Origin of the sequence: Cytobacillus sp. Hz8 (assembly GCF_042263505.1) — a bacterium.
In the GTDB taxonomy this organism is placed as follows: domain Bacteria; phylum Bacillota; class Bacilli; order Bacillales; family Cytobacillaceae; genus Bacillus_BE.
Genome location: NZ_JBHKFI010000003.1, coordinates 172,112 through 190,327, shown reverse-complemented (window position 1 = coordinate 190,327; position 18,216 = coordinate 172,112). Strand labels below are relative to the sequence as shown.

The 18,216-nt window shown below is 38.7% G+C and carries 14 protein-coding genes, 1 pseudogene and 1 riboswitch; of the genes and pseudogenes, 12 read left to right on the top strand and 3 right to left on the bottom strand.

Annotation, left to right across the window (positions count from 1 at the left end; genetic code table 11):
* The first annotated feature begins 128 nt into the window (after window positions 1-128).
* Together ACE38V_RS06050 and ACE38V_RS06045 are read left to right on the top strand one after the other, a co-directional pair.
* Window positions 129-1,160: an ATP-binding cassette domain-containing protein gene (locus tag ACE38V_RS06050; RefSeq protein ID WP_375840307.1), complete on the top strand. Its 1,032-nt coding sequence runs from the start codon at window positions 129-131 to the stop codon at window positions 1,158-1,160.
* Window positions 1,157-1,972: an ABC transporter permease gene (locus ACE38V_RS06045; RefSeq protein WP_375840306.1), complete on the top strand. Its 816-nt coding sequence runs from the start codon at window positions 1,157-1,159 to the stop codon at window positions 1,970-1,972. Before ACE38V_RS06050 ends, ACE38V_RS06045 begins: the two co-directional genes overlap by 4 nt.
* A 178-nt stretch (window positions 1,973-2,150) precedes the next feature.
* Here the strand turns inward: ACE38V_RS06045 and ACE38V_RS06040 are convergent, their stop codons facing one another.
* Entirely contained in the window at window positions 2,151-2,909 is a 759-nt protein-coding gene (locus tag ACE38V_RS06040; RefSeq protein ID WP_375840305.1) for an IclR family transcriptional regulator, read from the bottom strand.
* Between the two features lie 357 nt (window positions 2,910-3,266).
* Between ACE38V_RS06040 and ACE38V_RS06035 the strand changes: the two genes are divergently transcribed.
* From ACE38V_RS06035 to ACE38V_RS06020, 4 genes are all read left to right on the top strand, one after another.
* Window positions 3,267-4,187, top strand: coding sequence for a dihydrodipicolinate synthase family protein (locus tag ACE38V_RS06035; protein WP_375840304.1), 921 nt, complete (start codon window positions 3,267-3,269; stop codon window positions 4,185-4,187).
* A 224-nt stretch (window positions 4,188-4,411) separates the two neighbouring features.
* Complete coding sequence (locus tag ACE38V_RS06030; RefSeq protein ID WP_375840303.1) at window positions 4,412-5,593, top strand: iron-containing alcohol dehydrogenase; 1,182 nt, start codon at window positions 4,412-4,414, stop codon at window positions 5,591-5,593.
* Window positions 5,594-5,691: 98 nt separating this feature from the next.
* Window positions 5,692-7,665, top strand: coding sequence for a YjhG/YagF family D-xylonate dehydratase (locus ACE38V_RS06025; RefSeq protein WP_375840302.1), 1,974 nt, complete (start codon window positions 5,692-5,694; stop codon window positions 7,663-7,665).
* 169 nt (window positions 7,666-7,834) lie between these two features.
* Entirely contained in the window at window positions 7,835-9,181 is a 1,347-nt protein-coding gene (locus ACE38V_RS06020) for a GntP family permease (RefSeq protein ID WP_375840301.1), read from the top strand.
* A 71-nt stretch (window positions 9,182-9,252) separates the two neighbouring features.
* On the opposite strand, the gene nagZ is transcribed toward ACE38V_RS06020, so the two are convergent.
* Window positions 9,253-10,989: a beta-N-acetylhexosaminidase gene (gene nagZ, locus ACE38V_RS06015; protein WP_375840300.1), complete on the bottom strand. Its 1,737-nt coding sequence runs from the start codon at window positions 10,987-10,989 to the stop codon at window positions 9,253-9,255.
* A gap of 379 nt (window positions 10,990-11,368) precedes the next feature.
* A riboswitch (Lysine riboswitch) is annotated at window positions 11,369-11,551 on the top strand.
* A gap of 114 nt (window positions 11,552-11,665) precedes the next feature.
* Here nagZ and ACE38V_RS06010 point away from each other — a divergent pair.
* From ACE38V_RS06010 to ACE38V_RS06000, 3 genes are read left to right on the top strand one after another with little or no spacing between them, the layout of a single operon-like run.
* Window positions 11,666-12,502, top strand: coding sequence for a transporter substrate-binding domain-containing protein (locus ACE38V_RS06010; RefSeq protein WP_375840299.1), 837 nt, complete (start codon window positions 11,666-11,668; stop codon window positions 12,500-12,502).
* 58 nt (window positions 12,503-12,560) lie between these two features.
* On the top strand, window positions 12,561-13,295 hold the full coding sequence (locus ACE38V_RS06005) for an amino acid ABC transporter permease (RefSeq protein WP_375840298.1): 735 nt from the start codon (window positions 12,561-12,563) through the stop codon (window positions 13,293-13,295).
* Window positions 13,296-13,316: 21 nt separating this feature from the next.
* Window positions 13,317-14,060 carry an amino acid ABC transporter ATP-binding protein gene (locus ACE38V_RS06000; protein ID WP_375840297.1) on the top strand — a complete coding sequence of 248 codons (744 nt, stop codon included), beginning with the start codon at window positions 13,317-13,319 and terminating at the stop codon, window positions 14,058-14,060.
* Window positions 14,061-14,115: 55 nt separating this feature from the next.
* On the opposite strand, the pseudogene ACE38V_RS05995 reads toward ACE38V_RS06000, so the two are convergent.
* Window positions 14,116-14,581 (bottom strand): annotated as a pseudogene (locus ACE38V_RS05995) (transposase); the annotation flags it as partial.
* A 435-nt stretch (window positions 14,582-15,016) separates the two neighbouring features.
* Between ACE38V_RS05995 and ACE38V_RS05990 the strand changes: the two are divergent.
* The 3 genes from ACE38V_RS05990 (at window position 15,017) to ACE38V_RS05980 (ending at window position 18,038) form a co-directional block, all read left to right on the top strand.
* The gene (locus tag ACE38V_RS05990) at window positions 15,017-15,505 is read left to right on the top strand and encodes a DUF3231 family protein (protein WP_375840296.1); all 489 of its coding nucleotides are present in this window, start codon (window positions 15,017-15,019) and stop codon (window positions 15,503-15,505) included.
* Window positions 15,506-15,511: 6 nt separating this feature from the next.
* On the top strand, window positions 15,512-16,030 hold the full coding sequence (locus tag ACE38V_RS05985) for a DUF3231 family protein (protein ID WP_375840444.1): 519 nt from the start codon (window positions 15,512-15,514) through the stop codon (window positions 16,028-16,030).
* Window positions 16,031-16,727: 697 nt separating this feature from the next.
* Complete coding sequence (locus ACE38V_RS05980) at window positions 16,728-18,038, top strand: M14 family zinc carboxypeptidase (protein ID WP_375840295.1); 1,311 nt, start codon at window positions 16,728-16,730, stop codon at window positions 18,036-18,038.
* Window positions 18,039-18,216 lie beyond the last annotated feature (178 nt).

Sequence of the window (18,216 nt, the reverse complement as noted above, 5' to 3'; positions counted from 1 at the left end):
TCGCAATTTCCAAAATGATTCATATTCAGTTCATAATCATCTTTTATGATACTTATATCCTCAGTTCGGGGAGTTGCCTTTATAAAAATCGGATAGTAAATAGGTTGATAAAAGAAGGAGGAACATAAATGAGTAATATACATAAAATCAAAGCCGCTCCTAATAATGGAGATTGGGCGGTTGAAGCTCATGGGCTTGTTAAAACCTTTGGCGATAATCGTGCCGTTGACGGTGTTAATCTTAACGTGCGTGCTGGAACGATTTATGGTGTATTAGGACCAAATGGAGCTGGAAAGACAACAACGATAAGAATGCTTGCGACCTTATTGAAAGCTGACGCCGGTTCAGCACAGATTTTTGGTCATGATGTGGCAAAGGAGTCGCAGATTGTCCGGCAATTAATTGGGGTAACGGGACAATATGCTTCGGTCGATGAATCCCTAAGCGCAACGGAGAACCTTGTTATTTTTTCCCGACTTCTTGGGTTAGGAAGAGGAGAATCACGGCGCAAGGCAGCGGAATTACTTGAGGAGTTTGGGCTAACAGAAGCAGCAAAGCGACCATTGAAGAATTTTTCAGGGGGAATGAGACGCCGCTTGGATTTGGCAGCAAGTCTTATTGCTCAGCCTCCGTTAATCTTCTTGGATGAACCGACGACTGGATTAGACCCGCGAACACGGAATCAAATGTGGGATACCATCCGTCGCTTAGTTAAAATGGGGTCAACTGTGCTGTTAACAACGCAGTATTTACAGGAGGCAGATGAACTGGCAGATCGCATAGCAGTTATTGATCGTGGTCGAGTAGTTGCGGAGGGAACGGCAAATGAATTAAAAAATTCAATTGGAACCTCATCCTTACAATTGAGTATCAAAAATTTGGAGGACATGAACGATGCCCGTCAAATTGTCGAACGAGTATTAAAAGTCCGGTCAACGGTCGCATTGGGTATTGGCAGGATTAATGCTCCAATGGCAGACGCTGATATTGTGACCGATTTGCTTGTCGCTCTCCGCGAATCAGGCATTCAATTGGCTGAAATGAGTGTTCAAAAACCTACTTTAGATGAGGTGTTTTTAACAATCACGGGGCATGGTGCTACAGGAAATTCATCCGAGGAATCAAATGAAATCATCCATACTAAGGAGGCGGGAGCATGAGTCAGACTTCTATTCAACCAGTTGCAGAACGTCAACTGCAAAATAAAACGAGTTTTGGCCAGTCGGTTAGCCATTCTTTGACGATGGCCTATCGAGGGCTGCTGAAGATCCGTCGTACGCCCGAGCAATTATTCGATGTTACACTTCAGCCGATTATTTTTACTTTAATGTTTACGTATATCTTTGGCGGAGCGATTTCAGGAAATGTGCATAATTATTTACCTGTGATTATTCCTGGAATCCTTGTGCAGACCGTTATTGGTACTTCAATTGTGACAGGTGTTCAATTGCGTGAGGATATGGATAAGGGGGTATTTGATCGTTTTAAGTCCTTGCCTATTGCACGTATTTCCCCGCTAGCGGGAGCGTTATTGGCTGATACTATTCGTTATGCAATTGCAACTGTTCTCACTTTCATAATGGGTTATATTATGGGATATCGTCCTGAAGGGGGTTTAGGTCATGTTGCTGTTGCAGGGCTTCTCGTCATTGTGTGTTCCTGGGCAATCAGCTGGATATTCGCTTTCTTCGGTGTTATTGCCCGTACAGCTTCAAGTGTACAAGGGATTTCGATGCTGATTCTATTCCCGCTAACCTTTCTGTCAAATGCATTTGTACCAACAGAAACGATGCCAAATTGGCTTCAATGGTTTGTTAAAATCAATCCGATTTCGCATCTTGTCACCGCTGTTAGAGATCTAGTCAATTCTGGTACTATGGGATGGGATGTAACCATTTCCCTCATTGGAGCTGCAGTTATCGTTGCTATTTTTGCTCCATTCACAGTGAAAGCGTACATGCGTAGAACTTAAAAAAAGGATGAAACATTTATAAATGAAAAAGCCTTGGCTTGATTATAAAGCCAAGGCTAATTATGTGTGGGGATCATTATCCATTTATATTGTCTAATCTTGTAAAAAATCAGCAATTGTTCTTGCAGCTCTATAACAATTTTTGAAAAGTGAGGAAGATTTGTCTCAGTTTTTTTCGTTAATTCTTATTCCCAAGCTGCTCAGACAATTCCTTACCAGCCTGTTTTAATAAGGCAATATATTGATCCAATTCCCGAATATTAACGCGCGCAATTAGAGTGGACATACTAATTGCGGCAATCACTCGATGTTCATAGTTTAGAATGGGAACGGCAATGCATCGGACTCCTTGTTCATTTTCCTCATCATCAACGGCAAAGCCCTGAAGACGTATTTTTTCAAGCTCGTCTAACAATTCTTTCTCATCGGTTATCGTATTGGATGTGTGCTGAGTGAATTTGTAATTGTCTAACAAACGATCAATTTCCTCGGGTGCTCTGAAAGCTAAAAGAACCTTCCCAACAGCTGTAGAGTGTAATGGAATTCTTTTCCCAATCCGAGAATAACGAATTAAAGCCAAAGCTCCTTCAACTTTGTCTATATAGACTCCTTCCTTTCCATCTAATATCCCTAGATGAACAGTTTGTCCAGTTTTCTCGGATAAATCTTGAAGGTACTTTTTGGAGGATTTCCGGATATCGATTGTACTTGTAACTAGGTTTCCTCTTTCTACAAGCTTCATTCCTAATTTATATTTCCCGTTTTCAGGGTTTTGATCGATATAACGCTCTTCTTGTAAAGTTTTTAATAAAGAATGGAGGGTGCTTTTATGAAGCCCCATTCTTTCGCTAATTTCCTTTATTTGAAGTTCTGTTGTCTGTTCATCAAATAGGTCCAAAATCTGAAGAGCCCTTTGAACGGATTGGATAATGGGCATTTGTATCTCCTCTTTCGCATTCTATAATATAAAACGATATATGTATATTATAAAACGAATGATTCAACCTATCAAATAATTCAAATGTTAAAAACAGGTATTAATAGTTAGATTAAAAGATTGTTACCAAATAGTCACAAATGAAATGGTTTACATTTTGCTGAAGATGCTATAATCAACCTATAGAAATTCTATATTATAAAATATCGTTCTATAATATAGAATGTAATCCATTTAGGCTATACATGCTGGATGGTGGATATAACAAAATGGAAAAGGGAGGGATAAAAGTAATAATTAAGTAGAGTCCTGATATATCTCTCAAATAATCATGTTATGTAAGGAAGAGGTTTTGTTATGGAAAAAATGACGCAATTTAAAGGGATTATTCCTCCAGTATCAACTATTTTTCATCCAGATGGCAGTTTAAATCAGGAAGATATGGAGCGATTAATTGATCACCTTATTAAATCTGGGGTCAATGGGCTATTTTTCCTTGGAACGGCTGGGGAATTTTCTCAGATGTCAGTGGAGTTAAGAAAGGAAGCTGCAGAATTTGCGGTCCGTTACGTAAACAATAGAGTGCCTGTACTTATTGGGACAGGTAGTGCAAGCACACGTGAAGCCATCCTTTTAAGCAAACATGCTGAAGAAATCGGAGCGGACGGAATTGTCGTAGTCAATCCATATTATTGGAATTTAACAGAGGAGCATTTAATGAAGCATTATAGTGAAATTGCTGAATCTGTAAATCTCCCTATTCTACTATATAATTTCCCAAATCGAACAGGGCAGGATTTAAATCCAAATTTTGTTCTTCGACTTGTTAATAAGCATTCAAATGTCGTTGGGATTAAGGAAACAGTTGATTCCATCGGTCATATTCGAGAAATGATTATGAAGGTTAAGGGAGCACATCCACATTTTTCAGTGATGTGTGGTTACGATGATCATTTGCTAAATACACTTCAATTAGGTGGAGATGGTACCATTTCCGCAAGCGGCAATTTTGCTCCGCAATTATCAGTTGGAGTTTATGAAGCGTTTACTAGTGGAAACTATGCCAAGGCAATAGAGCTTCAAAGACAAATTGCGACTTTAACTTTCCTTTATGAGATTGATACGCCATTTGTGAATGTAGTTAAAGAAGCGATTAAAATGAGTGGATTGGATATTTCAACTTATGTATTGCCACCTTCAAGACCTTTAAGCGAGGAAAAATTAGTTCAGGTTGAAAGAATATTAGAGAGGGCAGGAGTCCTGAAAGAATCTGTTTGACAACATGAAGACAAAAATAAAAAAGATGTATGGATAACCTGTTGTTGCAGGAATCCAGTACATCAAAAAAATAAAGTCGAGTTATTATACCTTAGTTTCAAAATAAAGTCTATGATTCGGCATTTTTCCACGATCGGTGTCGGATCATAGAAATGGAAAAAATTTTCAAAAGACTTGTGAACATTTTCACATAACTTCATAAAATAGAACGGGAGAGTGCTCTTATGTTAACACCAAGACGTATTTATTGGCCGCCTATCAATCTCGTTGGTCCTGGAAGTCTTAAGTTCTTTGGGGAAGAAGTGGATAAGCTGGGTTTGAAAAAGGCCCTTCTAGTTTCAGATAAAGTGTTAAGTCAAAATGGAATCGTAAAGAAAGTAACGGATTGTTTAGATCAATATGGGATTGCCTACAGTCTATTTGATGATGTGAAGCCAAATCCAACGACGACAAATGTACATCAAGGATTTGAACAATACCAAGCAGAAGAATGCGATTTTATTATTACAGTGGGTGGCGGGTCACCACAGGATACAGGTTCAGCCATTGGAATTTTAGCAACCAACGGGGGCAATATTGCGGATTATGAAGGAATTGGAAAATCCAAAAATAAATCAGTTCCGATTGTTGCGATTAGCACAACAGCGGGAACGGCTGCTGAGGTTACCATCAATTATGTCATTACAGATGAAAAACGGAAATTAAAAATGATTATGGTCGATCCAAATGCACTTCCACTGATCGCCGTGAATGATCCGGAATTAATGTTGAAAAAGCCAAAAGATTTGACAGCAGCAACCGGTCTTGATGCTCTGACTCATGCGATTGAAGGCTATACAGCTAATGGGGCATTTGAGTTATCCGATGCAATTGCCTATAAATCGATTGAATTGATTGGACGATATCTTGTGAAGGCCGTTGAAAATGGAATGGACCTTGAAGCTCGTTCTGGAATGGGTTGGGGCTCTTATATTGCAGGACTTTGCTATTCAAATGCTGGACTAGGTATTGTTCATAGCATGGCACATCAATTGGGTGGAGAATATGATTTACCTCATGGTGTCGCTAATGCGATGTTATTACCATATGTTATGGAATTTAATATGGATGCCTGTCCAGAGAAATTTGCTGATATCGCTCGAGCTTTAGGTGCTGATACAACCTCATTATCAATTGAAGAGGCTGCCAAAAGGTCTGTTGAAGTAGTTCGTGAGATATCTGCAAAAGTCGGGATTCCACCATTATGTGAAACTGCTTTCCGAGTGGAAGACGTTGAAAAATTAGCAGAGCAGGCTTTAAATGATGCTTGCACGGGTGCAAACAAAAAAGCTGTAACAAAGGAAGATCTAATGGCGATTTACATGAAAGCCTATAATGATGCAAAAGTAGCTACAGCAGTAAGATAATAAATCCCTTTTGAAATGAAAAAACCCATTGAGAGGTTGAAGGGCATAAAGAGGGCCATTCTAGCCTCTCAAAAAAATCAGTCCATTGGAGGGGTAATATGTCACTCAAAACAATTTATGGCGAAGAGGAAAAATCAATATATAAAATCCAAACACATGCAGAGGGACCTAAAGGTTCACTTCCTTTAACTCCGGAATTATTAGCAAATTCCCCAAGTGGAGATATTTTCGGTCTTACTTTGGGAGCCGGAATGGGTTGGGAGCCGTCCAAACTCCTTGGAAAACAAGTGCTTATTTTAAGTACCCTAGGAGGAATTCGCGATGATGATGGGAATCCGATTGCTCTAGGCCTACATACTGGCCATTTTGAATTAGGGCTGCAAATGAAAGCAGCAGCAGAAGAGGTTCGAAATCAGGAAGGGGTTCCATTTGCTGCATATGTGACGGACCCGTGTGATGGTCGTTCACAAGGTACACAAGGAATGTTTGATTCATTGCCATTCCGAAACGACGCAGCGATGGTTCTTCGGCGTTTAATTAGACAATTGCCAAAAAGAAAAGCAGCTATCGGGATTGCCGCATGTGATAAAGGTCTCCCAGCGATGATGATTGCTCTTGCATCTATGCATGACCTTGCTACCATTATTGTCCCTGGAGGCTCTACTCTTCAACCAATAGAAGGTGAAGATGCAGGAAAGATTCAAACGATTGGAGCAAGATTTGCCAATAATGAGATTTCCTTAGAAGAGGCAGCTGAACTTGGTTGTCGTGCATGTGCTTCTGCTGGAGGAGGCTGTCAATTTTTAGGAACAGCTGGAACTTCTCAGGTCGTGGCAGAGGGTTTGGGCATTGCCTTGCCTCATTCTGCATTGGCGCCTTCAGGTCAACCTATTTGGGAAGAGATTGCAAAACAATCCGCACGAGCAGTCATGGAATTGGAGAAAAAGGGAATCACCACGGAAGATATTATTACAGACAAAGCCATTGAAAATGCAATGGTGGTTCATGCTGCATTTGGAGGATCAACTAATCTACTTCTACATATCCCAGCGATTGCCCATGCTGCAAACTGCCACATTCCGACTGTAGAGGATTGGGAAAGAATTAATAAAAAGGTTCCTCGATTGGTAAGTGTTCTTCCGAATGGACCAGTGAACCATCCGACTGTTCGTGCCTTCTTGGCTGGTGGTGTGCCTGAGGTTATGCTTCATCTAAGAAAATTAGGCCTCTTGCATGAAGATGTGTTAACCGTAACAGGTGAAACCCTTGGAGCAAACCTCGATTGGTGGGAAACATCTGAACGACGCAAGGAATGTAAAAAACGTCTGCAAGAGGTAGATGGAATTGAACCTAACGATGTGATTATGAGTCCACCTGAATCAAAGGAAAGAGGGCTTACGTCAACAGTTACATTCCCTAAAGGAAATATTGCACCTGAAGGATCTGTCATAAAATCAACATCGATCGATCCATCCGTTGTTGGAGAAGATGGAGTGTATCGTCATACCGGAAAAGCAAAGGTTTTTACTTCTGAAAGAGCGGCAATTGCGGCGATTAAGACAGGAGGAATTGAGGCTGGAGATATGATGGTTGTCATGGGTGGAGGACCTTCTGGAACGGGAATGGAGGAAACCTATCAATTAACTTCTGCTTTGAAACACTTATCCTTTGGGAAATATGTTTCTTTAATAACAGATGCCCGTTTCTCAGGGGTTTCAACAGGAGCATGTATTGGGCATGTTGGTCCAGAGGCTTTGGCAGGTGGCCCAATTGGGAAATTACGTGATGGGGATGTCATTGAAATGATTGTGGACAGGAACCAATTAGTAGGTTCGATTAATTTCATAGGAACAGAGAATGATAGATTATCCTATGAAGAAGCTGCTAAAGTTTTGGAAGCCCGTGAACCTCATCCAGATTTAAAACCTGAGCCAGGTCTCCCAGATGATACTCGGCTATGGGCAGCACTTCAAGCAGTCAGTGGAGGTACATGGCGTGGAAGCATATATGACACTGAGCGAATTCTTGAAGTAATCAAAGCTGGTATGGATGCTTTAGCAAAAGAAAAATGATTAGTTAAAAACTAAATAACAAGAACTTATTCTCTTCAAGGACGATTGAAGAGAATGGGTTCACCCGCCAAAATTATACTTTCATCATTGAAAAGACGATCTTAGAAATCTTCAAAACTATAGTTAATGCTTACAAAAAAACATTCTGACTTTCTTTTGGAGGATTATTATGCCATTATTTATTGTCGCTATCGCCATAATTGTCTTATTGATCTTAATTATGGGTTTAAAACTGAACACCTTTGTCTCGTTAATTATTGTTGCCTTCGCTACTTCTTTAGCACTAGGAACTCCGCTTGATAAGGTAGTAGCATCGATTGAGTCCGGATTAGGGGGAACACTTGGTCATATTGCATTAATATTTGGGCTTGGAGCAATGCTGGGTAAATTAATTGCCGATGCTGGTGGAGCCCAGCGGATTGCTATGACCCTCATTCATAAATTTGGAGAAAAAAATATTCAGTGGGCTGTTGTCGTAGCCTCATTCATCGTTGGAATTGCCTTATTCTTTGAAGTTGGGTTGGTGTTATTAATTCCTATTGTATTCACCATCGCCAAACAATTAAAGGTTTCTATTGTTTATCTCGGAATTCCTATGGCTGCCGCATTACTGGCAACACATGGTTTCTTACCTCCTCATCCAGGTCCAACAGCGGTCGCTGGTGAATATGGCGCAGATATTGGAACGGTCTTATTATATGGAATTATTGTGGCCATTCCTACAGTCATTATCGCAGGACCTTTATTTACAAAGCTTGCTAAAAAAATTGTTCCCAATGCCTTTAATAAAACAGGAAATATTGATTCATTGGGGGAACAAAAAACATTTAAATTAGAAGAAACACCAGGATTTGGAGTTAGTGTGTTAACCTCTATGTTCCCTGTTATTCTTATGGCGATTGCAACTGTCATTGATATGGTAAAAGAATCCGTTGGGATGAAAGATAATGCTTTTCTACATTTCATTGCCTTTATTGGAAACGCTTCAACTGCCATGGTCCTCTCTTTGATACTGGCAATCTTTACAATGGGAGTAGCAAGAAAGATACCGATCAAAACTCTAATGAATTCTTGTTCTGCATCCATCGCAAGCATCGGGATGATGCTCTTAATCATTGGCGGTGGTGGAGCCTTCAAACAAGTATTAATCGATGGTGGGGTCGGTGATTATGTAGCAGAAATTTTTAAAGGAACTTCTATGTCACCGCTATTACTCGCATGGATTGTTGCTGCCATTCTCCGTATATCCCTAGGATCTGCAACGGTAGCCGCCTTGTCAACTGCAGGCTTAGTTATTCCAATGCTCGGTGCATACGATGTCAATTTAGCTTTAGTTGTATTAGCCACTGGGGCAGGCAGTTCTATTTGTTCTCATGTAAATGATGCCGGTTTCTGGATGATTAAAGAATACTTTGGCTTGAATATGAAAGAGACCTTTGGAACTTGGACGCTGCTATCAACGATTTTGTCGGTGTGTGGGTTAGGGTTTATTCTGTTGTTAAGTTTGTTTGTGTAATAGGGAAATTAATTTGAAGTACCCTTCCTCATCAAGAGAAAGGGTACTTCTGTTTGGTTCAATCCTACATATTATTTTACATATTTCTTTAATAACTGATTAATTTCTTGATTAATTTCTGTGATATTGGCATTCCCCACTCTTGAATCACTAATCTGATATTTCCTCTTTAACTGAATAATTCTCCTGACGCTTTCGTTTATTCGTTGTTCAGAGATTTCTCCCTTTTGAACGGCTGATTTTAGGGAGGTAATGGTTTGTGAGATTTTGTTATAGTCATGTGCCACTAATATAATGTCGCTGCCTGCTTTGACCGATTCAACAGCAGCTTTGCCAATAGCGTAATGATCTGTTATGGCCTCCATCGTCATGTCGTCCGTAATCACAACGCCATCGAAATGGAGTTGTTTTCTTAGGATATTTGTGATGGCTATTTTAGACATAGAAGCCGGATAGGCCGAATCTAATTTTGAAAGCAAAATATGGGCGACCATCACGACATCGGCTCCACTGTTTATGGCTTGCTTAAATGGAACGAGTTCCAGCTTATTTAAGTCCGTCATATTTTTATAAACAATTGGAAGATCTAGATGGGAATCAACGGATGTATCTCCGTGCCCTGGAAAATGTTTAATCGTTGCGATGATCTTTTGCGATTGAATGCCCTTCATCGTTTGAATCCCTAGCTTACTGACAATAGAGGGATTATTGCTAAAAGAACGATCACCAATAACAGGATTTTTTGGATTACTATTTATATCAAGAACAGGTGCAAAGTCCAAATTAAAGCCAAATGCTTTTAATTCTTTTCCTAAAAGAGTTCCAACCTGATAAGAAAACGACGAGTTGTTGATGGCTCCAATTTTTTTATTGGTTGGAAAAGAGGTTAATCCTCCGGGAAGTCTTTCGATTTTTCCCCCTTCTTGGTCTACACTAGACAGAAGTGGTAAAGGATTTGCTTGATTTTCGATCTTCATCTGGTTGATGAGCTGAACAGTTTGTTTAGGATTTACCAAATTATCAGCATAGCAGATGATTCCGCCAACTTTATCTTTTTTTATTAAACTTTTGGTGCTTGCGTTCATGCTCGTACCTGAAATGCCAGCAATTATCATTTGCCCGATTTTTTCCGATAAGCTCATCTTCGCAATGGTTTCTGATATCGTTTTAGGCTGATTGGTTGTTTGTTGTGAAGGTTGTCGGGCTACTTCAGTATATAGTGAAATGTGATCAGCCTTTGGATTGGGTTCCTGAGTAGTTGGTTTTGGCATTATCCATTTTAAATCATAGGCAGGTGTGACATGATATACCAAGATGATTTGGTCATGTGTTTCATCCTTATAGTACCGAACCTCGTCAGGATCACCGCCAACTTTTAGAATATTATGGTAACGAATGGATTGTAGCTTGGAATCATATGATCGAATATCATTGCAGATATCTCCTTCATACCCTAAAACAACATGGTGCTGGGTATACTCCTCATAGCTCTTATCCTCAGCTTTCGTAATTTGGGTAGGCTTTCCCCATGTGCCTGATACTTCAGTTCTTTGCGTTTTCCCGGAAATGAATGGAAGATTGACCAATTTTCCACCTTCAGATAAGGTGAAAGTGTTACGAATGAAATCATTTACGTCATTGGCTTGGTCTTTCGGTTCATTGGCTTTAGGCGTAGAGGTAATGGGTTTATCCTTGTTTGGTTGGGGACGGGTTGCATTTTTTGTAATAGTATAAATGCCAGCGACGAGAAGAAGGGTTAAAAAAAGGAATAGAAAATATCTGAATTTACGATTTTTTGACTTGATCATATAATGAAGCCCTTCTTTCTTATTGAGATTTGTAATGGTGTTTTAATAAGCCTAAAGTAATTCTAATTAAAAATAAAGAAGAAATAAAAATTTGTTTTTGTTAATGAAATTATTATTCTTATCCAAGTTGGTGGCTGATTCACATTTATTCTAAAAAAATAAAATTTATTCGTGAATTCAATGAATATTTGTGCAAAATCCTCTATTAAAAATATAATTCCTTTGTGCAAAATATGTGAGAAAATCTTTTAATAAAAGGGTAGTAATACTAGTATGACGTTGATATCCAAATTCATCCAAATTATTATACTAGGTTGACAGATTTATCAGTATAAGGTAGCCTTAATAATATAATCTAATAACGAACCTCACTTTTTACTAGTGAGGTAGAGGCGCGATGTTTAACAGTCTTTAGCGGAGCTTGAGAGGGCTATGATTCTAAGGAGAAGGAAATGTTGCCGAAGTGAGTAATATTCTCAGTATTACTTGCTGGGTCTGCAGTGAATAACTGCAGGACTGTCTCAGGAGACTACCCGGTTTTCTGAGTTGTGCTATCTCATTTGGGAAAAGAGAGGGTTTCGGGGCATTCTATTATAATGCGGCCTGAGTATACCTCAGGCCGCTTTTTGTTGTGGAAAAAATGTCCTCGGTCAAAAATCAGGAGGAGAAGACGATCATGAAACAAAAAGCATCATTATTTTTCGTATTAATGCTTTCAGTCATTGTATTATTAGCAGGTTGTGGGAAAGGTGATAGTTCTAAATCGGCATCGGCTGATGAAAATACATTTAAGGTGGGGCTTGAAGCAGGCTATGCTCCATTTAACTGGACACAAAACGATGATTCCAATGGCGGCGTGAAAATCGCTGGAGCTTCAGAATATGCAGGGGGCTATGATGTAGAAATAGCGAAAAAAATCGCAGATGGTTTAGGGAAAAAATTAGTGATTGTGAAGACGGAATGGGATGGACTTGTGCCTGCCTTAACCTCTGGCAAAATTGATGCCATTATTGCAGGGATGTCACCGACAACGGAACGAAAAAAGACGATCGATTTTTCAGATAACTATTACAAGTCCAATTTAGTAATGGTTGTGAAAAAAGGAAGCAAGTATGAAAAGGCTACATCTATTCAAGATTTTAAAGGGGCAAAGGTAACCGCTCAGTTGAATACTTTCCACTATTCCGTGATTGATCAAATTAAAGGGGTAAAGAAAGCAAAGGCAATGGATAATTTCCCAGCTATGCGGGTGGCTCTAGAATCAGGAATTATTGATGGCTATGTCTCAGAACGACCTGAAGCCGTTAGTGCATCTAGTGCGAATGAGAATTTTGCCATGGTTGAATTTAAAGATGGGTTTAAAACTTCAGCGGATGATACAGCCGTTGCGGTTGGAATCCAAAAAGGCAGTGACTTAAAAGGAAAAATCAATGAAATTTTAAAAGGCATTTCAGAGGAACAACAGACCGAAATTATGGATGCTGCGATTAAAAATCAGCCAGCAGCCAAATAATGATTTTTTAGGCCGGCTGTAATTACAGCCGGTTTCATGATGATGGAGGAGGAGAAAGATGAGCTTCGATTGGATTGTCAGAATCATTTCAGAAAATTGGCCAATGTTTCTGCGTGGAGCAGGGATGACGCTTTTTATTGCTCTAATTGGAACCATTCTCGGTGCGATTATTGGATTGTTGGCAGGGGTAATTCGAACCATTCCTGTCCCTGATAGAGGAATGAAAAAGTTTATTCTTAAAGTCATTAATATTATTCTATCCATTTATATAGAATTTTTCCGTGGAACCCCAATGATCGTACAGGCCATGGTCATTTATTACGGTTCCGCATTGGCATTTAATATCGATATGAATGTTTTAGTTGCGGCGCTTATTGTAGTTTCTATTAATACCGGAGCCTATATGGCGGAAATTGTTCGCGGAGGAATTGTATCTATCGATAAAGGTCAATTTGAAGCGGCACAAGCGATTGGGATGAATCATTTTCAAACGATGATGAATGTGGTATTGCCGCAGGTGCTGCGAAATATTTTGCCTGCAACAGGGAACCAATTTGTGATTAATATTAAAGATACATCGGTTCTGAATGTGATTTCAGTATCAGAACTGTATTTCCTAACGAAATCTGTGGCAGGAAATAATTTTAGATACTTTGAATCCTTCTTTGTCGCATGTATTTTGTATTTTGTCATGACCTTCATTGTGACAAGAATCCTGCTTTATTTTGAAAGAAAGCTAGAAGGACCGGAAAATTACACCATGACAAACGATGAGATTCAACCAGCAAGATAATGAAGGAAAGGAGGAGAGAGCATGGAAAAAGTCATTGATATTCAGCATCTAAATAAATCCTTTGGAGCACACGAAGTATTAAAGGATATCGATTTTTCAGTGAATAAAGGAGAGGTAGTCAGTATCATCGGTTCCTCCGGTTCTGGTAAATCGACCCTGCTTCGCTGTATCAATCTATTAGAAAAACCGAGTGGCGGACAAATCATCTATCAAGGGGAAAACATTTTGGATGACAAGCGTGATCTATTTTTGTATCGCCGCAAACTGGGGATGGTATTTCAGCAATTTAATTTGTTTGAAAATCACAATGTGTTAAACAATTGCGTGGTCGGACAAATTAAGGTGCTAAAGCGATCCAAGGATGAGGCGGAAAAGATCGCCATGAAGTATTTGAAAGTGGTCGGAATGGATCGGTATGTAAATGCTAAACCTAAGCAACTATCCGGTGGTCAAAAGCAGCGTGTGGCTATAGCTAGAGCTTTGTCCATGGAGCCGGATGTTATGCTGTTCGATGAACCGACATCAGCACTTGACCCGGAAATGGTTGGAGAAGTCCTAAAGGTCATGAAGGGGCTTGCAGAAAGTGGCCTTACAATGTTAATCGTGACACATGAAATGGAATTTGCCAAGGATGTATCCGATCGGGTTGTCTTTATGGATAAAGGGGTTATTGCGGAAGAGGGAAGTCCAGAGCAAATCTTTATTCATCCAAAGCAAGAGCGGACAAAGGAATTTTTAAAACGAACGTTAAAAGAGTCTTATTGAGTTTAATAAAATAAAAACCGAACAGCCTTCCTTTCTGTTCGGTTTTTATTTTATTTATTTTCCTGTATTCTGTTGTTATCGCTACTTTGTGAGGCTTACCCTCACTTCTTTTTTTGTCATAAAACTCTTTAATTTTAGAATTGCAATTGTTGGTTAATCCACACTGAACTGCTGTATATAGCGCTTGTCTTAGCCTTGTAGATCCCCTTTTTGTAATGCGATTTATTGTGGCCTTGAATTTTCCTGATTGAAATATTCTTGGATCAATACCTGAATAAGCAACTTTTTTTAGGGTGACTAAAGTGCTCAATTTCACCAATTTTTGAAATGATGGTAGCTGTGATTTTACTTTCAATACCAGGAATAGATCAAATTAGCTTATATTCTTCAAACGTTTGTGCTAAGTCATCTATCTCTTTTTCAAGCATGATTAAGTGCTCTTTTTGTTGAAGAAGCATCTTAATGTACATATCCAAACTTATTAAATGACTGCGATATAACGTTTTTTTAAAAGTTTTTTTTTTCTAAAAAGGCGCTTGAACTTGGCTTTCTCCTTTCGCAATATACAGGCCAATTACTGGATCCATATTTTATCACGTCTCCTTGGCTTCAAAATAAAGTCGCGATGCTTTAAAAAAAGATGCGATATTAAAAGGTTTAAAATCCTTGATATTATTGGTTTTATCAAGCGTTGCGGCCAATCTACAAATTTATCATTGATTTTGCAACCATAAAATTAGAGCATATTTTTGATCAATCTTTATTTTAAAACCAAATATTAGGCAGCTTGATATCAATCAATGTTTCTGGCCTATTTATGGTCAAACTTTTTTCCAACCTACAGCTCTTATAGAGCAAATCGTTTCAAGGTTGCTGGGGCACTTTACTTAAATTGTCTAATATTTTCTATGGAGGAGATTAATAATATAATTAAATTCAAAAAATGGCACAACAACATGGTGAAAATTGCACAAGAGACAGAACATAATCCCAAATTAACCTCGGCAGAATTAGGAAATCTTTGGCTTACATTCATGGACGATAGTATGTTCAAATGTATTCTTCAATATTTTGTTGAAAAAAACGAGGATAAGAACATGAAGCCAATTTTTGAATATGCTTTAGATTTAACTCAAAAACATTTAAAAACTATCTCGGAATTTTATAAAATGGATAATCGTCCTGTTCCGCAAGGTTTTACAGATGAAGATGTAATTAAAACCGCACCTCGATTGTTTTCTGATATCTTTATGTTAATTTACGTTAATCATTCGGCAAGGTATCGAATGACCATTGATGCCCTTTCCTTGGGTGATAGTTCACGTTCAGATATCCGAAATTTTTATTCAGAACTTACGGCCTCTATTATTGAACTTTTCCAAAAATCCACAGAGTTAATGTTAGCAAAAGGAATCTATGTAAGAGCTCCTCAAATTCCAACATAAGGAAAAATTGAATTTATTAACAAGCAAAGTTATTTTAACGATTGGATTGGAAATCATAGACCATTGAATGCAATTGAAATTACACAAATTTTCTTTAACTTAACAAGAAATATAATAGGTTCGTCTTTGTTAACAGGATTTAGTCAAGTGGCTAGTTCTCCTAAAGTTCGTGATTATATGATCAGAGGAAAAGAAATAGCTAAAAAACATGTACGTAATTTCAGTGACTTACTCCATGAAGACGATCTTCCTTCACCAACGTTTTCGGATTTGGAAATCACTGATTCAACGGATTCACCATTTTCAGATAAATTGATGATGTTTCATACTACCGCACTTACTCAAGGCGGAATTCAATTTTATGGTACAGGTCTAAGTAGGAGTTCTAGGGGTGACTTAACTATAACATATACCCGTTTAATAGCAGAAACTGGAATATATGCTGCGGAGGGTGTAAAGATAATGAATAAAAATAACTGGATGGAACAACCACCTTCATTACCTAACAGAAAACAATCCTCTTAACAAACCTAATGAAGTAAAAGGTAACATATATTTACATCTTATTGCGGTTGGTAACAGCTATCCTTTTACTACCCTATATTCCGAAACGTCAAGAAAATTAGACTATAGCTAAAAATGCTTTAGAACGTAATAGGGGAACAAATGTTCAAGATTCCGATTGGGTACGGAAACGATTTTGAATTTCAGGTACCACTATGGAAAACAAAATCAAAAATCAGATGAAGTGTTAATAAAATTGTTCCAGAAAAGGGCGCTTTAATGAAGTAATGAAAAAGCTTAATTTCTCTAGTAATTTAAGGAGTAGTTGGACTTTTTTAATCGTTGTAAATCCGCATTTTCCTGACGCTACCCCTAAATAAAGAGTTTTCTCCAACGCAAATATCAAATGCCTTGTTCGAACCAGATATAAGAGACACTTATTAATTAATGCACACCTATTTAGCCTAGATAAAATAAAGGTGCTTTTATCTAGCTACAGCATAATAAGTAGTTGTTGCCCTGAAATATCCCAGGGCTATTTGTGTTTGTTTTGTAATAGGGAAAATATCCCTATAATTCCTTTTTTCATTAGTATCTTATTCCTTGTTCGCATAAAATAGATACACCAAAAAGACTTAATTTTCTAAAAATAAATATAATTCTGTTTTCTTTTCTTATTCTATCATTTAAAATTTGGGATAAACAAAGGAGGGATTTTATGAAAAAGAAGTTTTTAAAAGTCATCTTACCAACAGCGCTAGTACTGACTGCAAGCGTATCATCAGCTGCCTTCGCAGATCCGCAATCAATACCGAACGGACCTTATGTCGAGGGCGAGCAAAATATTTCTTTATCCAGCTATATGTCAAATGAAGAGCTAGCCGAGACTCTTCAGAAGCTGGAAGCATCATCAAAGGGAAAAATGAAATTGGATATTGCCGGATATTCCAATTTAGCGCCCGATGGGTACAAGACAGAAGATGATAAAGGAGTTCCTCTTTATGTGGTAAAATTTGGTGATGCCGACCCAAATAAAAAGCGGATTTTGATTACGACTCAAATCCACGGGAATGAACAGATCGGGACAGAGGCTGCTATTGATATCATTCAAAAGCTTTCAAGCGGCGGGCAGGAAATCAACGACATTCTCGATAAAGTATCGATTTGGATCATGCCGAGAATCAATCCGGAAGGTGCCGATAACCAATATGAAGGCAAATGGTATCCAACCCGTTATACCCACCAGACATGGCTGCCGCAAAACATCAGTCTGCCGGTCGATACAAAAGCTCCATGGTATTATAACGCTGATGGAAGCGAGCGTGGTCAGGCAAATGAAGGACGAGTTGTATATGGAATTCCAGGTTATGACCAAAATAGAGACTATAATCCGAATTTAGATTTCAAGGTAGAAAACACCAATAAAGACACAGTCGCTCAATTTTTAAATAATAAAGCGACCAATAATAGTAATTATGGCGGTCTTTTCGTCACCGCTGAAGCTAGGACGGTCAGCAGTGTGTTTAAGGAATTTAAGCCAGATGTTTATGTAGATGTTCACCATCGCGGATTTAACACGGTTACTGATGAAGATGACCGTTCGGTTCCGGTCCAGCTGGCTGCTGTAGTGGCAGACCCTTATACAGATCCATTTACAGGCAAGCAGTTTGAAGTGGATGCTGATGTTTTAAAGCTGGGCAAGCAGGTTAATGCTTTGTCATCGCTCGCTTTGCAAAGAGGCCATTCGCATTTTGGCGCGGTCCAAAAATATCCGCAGGTTAATCTCCCCGGAACGGCGCTTGGTGCTTTTGCTTTAAATGATACAGCGATTATGCTGATTGAAATTAAAGGACAAAGTCAGACACTCGGGCAGAAGCAGGCTGGTATGTTAAAAGAGACCGTAAAGGTGCCGTTATATGAAGTATTCAAAGGGCTGGCAGATGGTTCCATAAACGACGTCGATACAAAAGTTTATGATGAAATTCCTGAGTCCTCAAACTCAATCAGCGACCCAACTACAAGGGATTAGGAGCAAGGACGCATTAGTGAATAAAAAGGGCAAAATATAGTAGTCATGTCTACTATGTTTTGCCCTTTTTTTAGGTCCATTAGGAATTAGTATCTCCAATATACTTAAATGAATAGATATGTGTTTTTGTTAGATCAATGACTTTCTGAATAAATTTCTTTTGGGGTTCTTTGAAGCC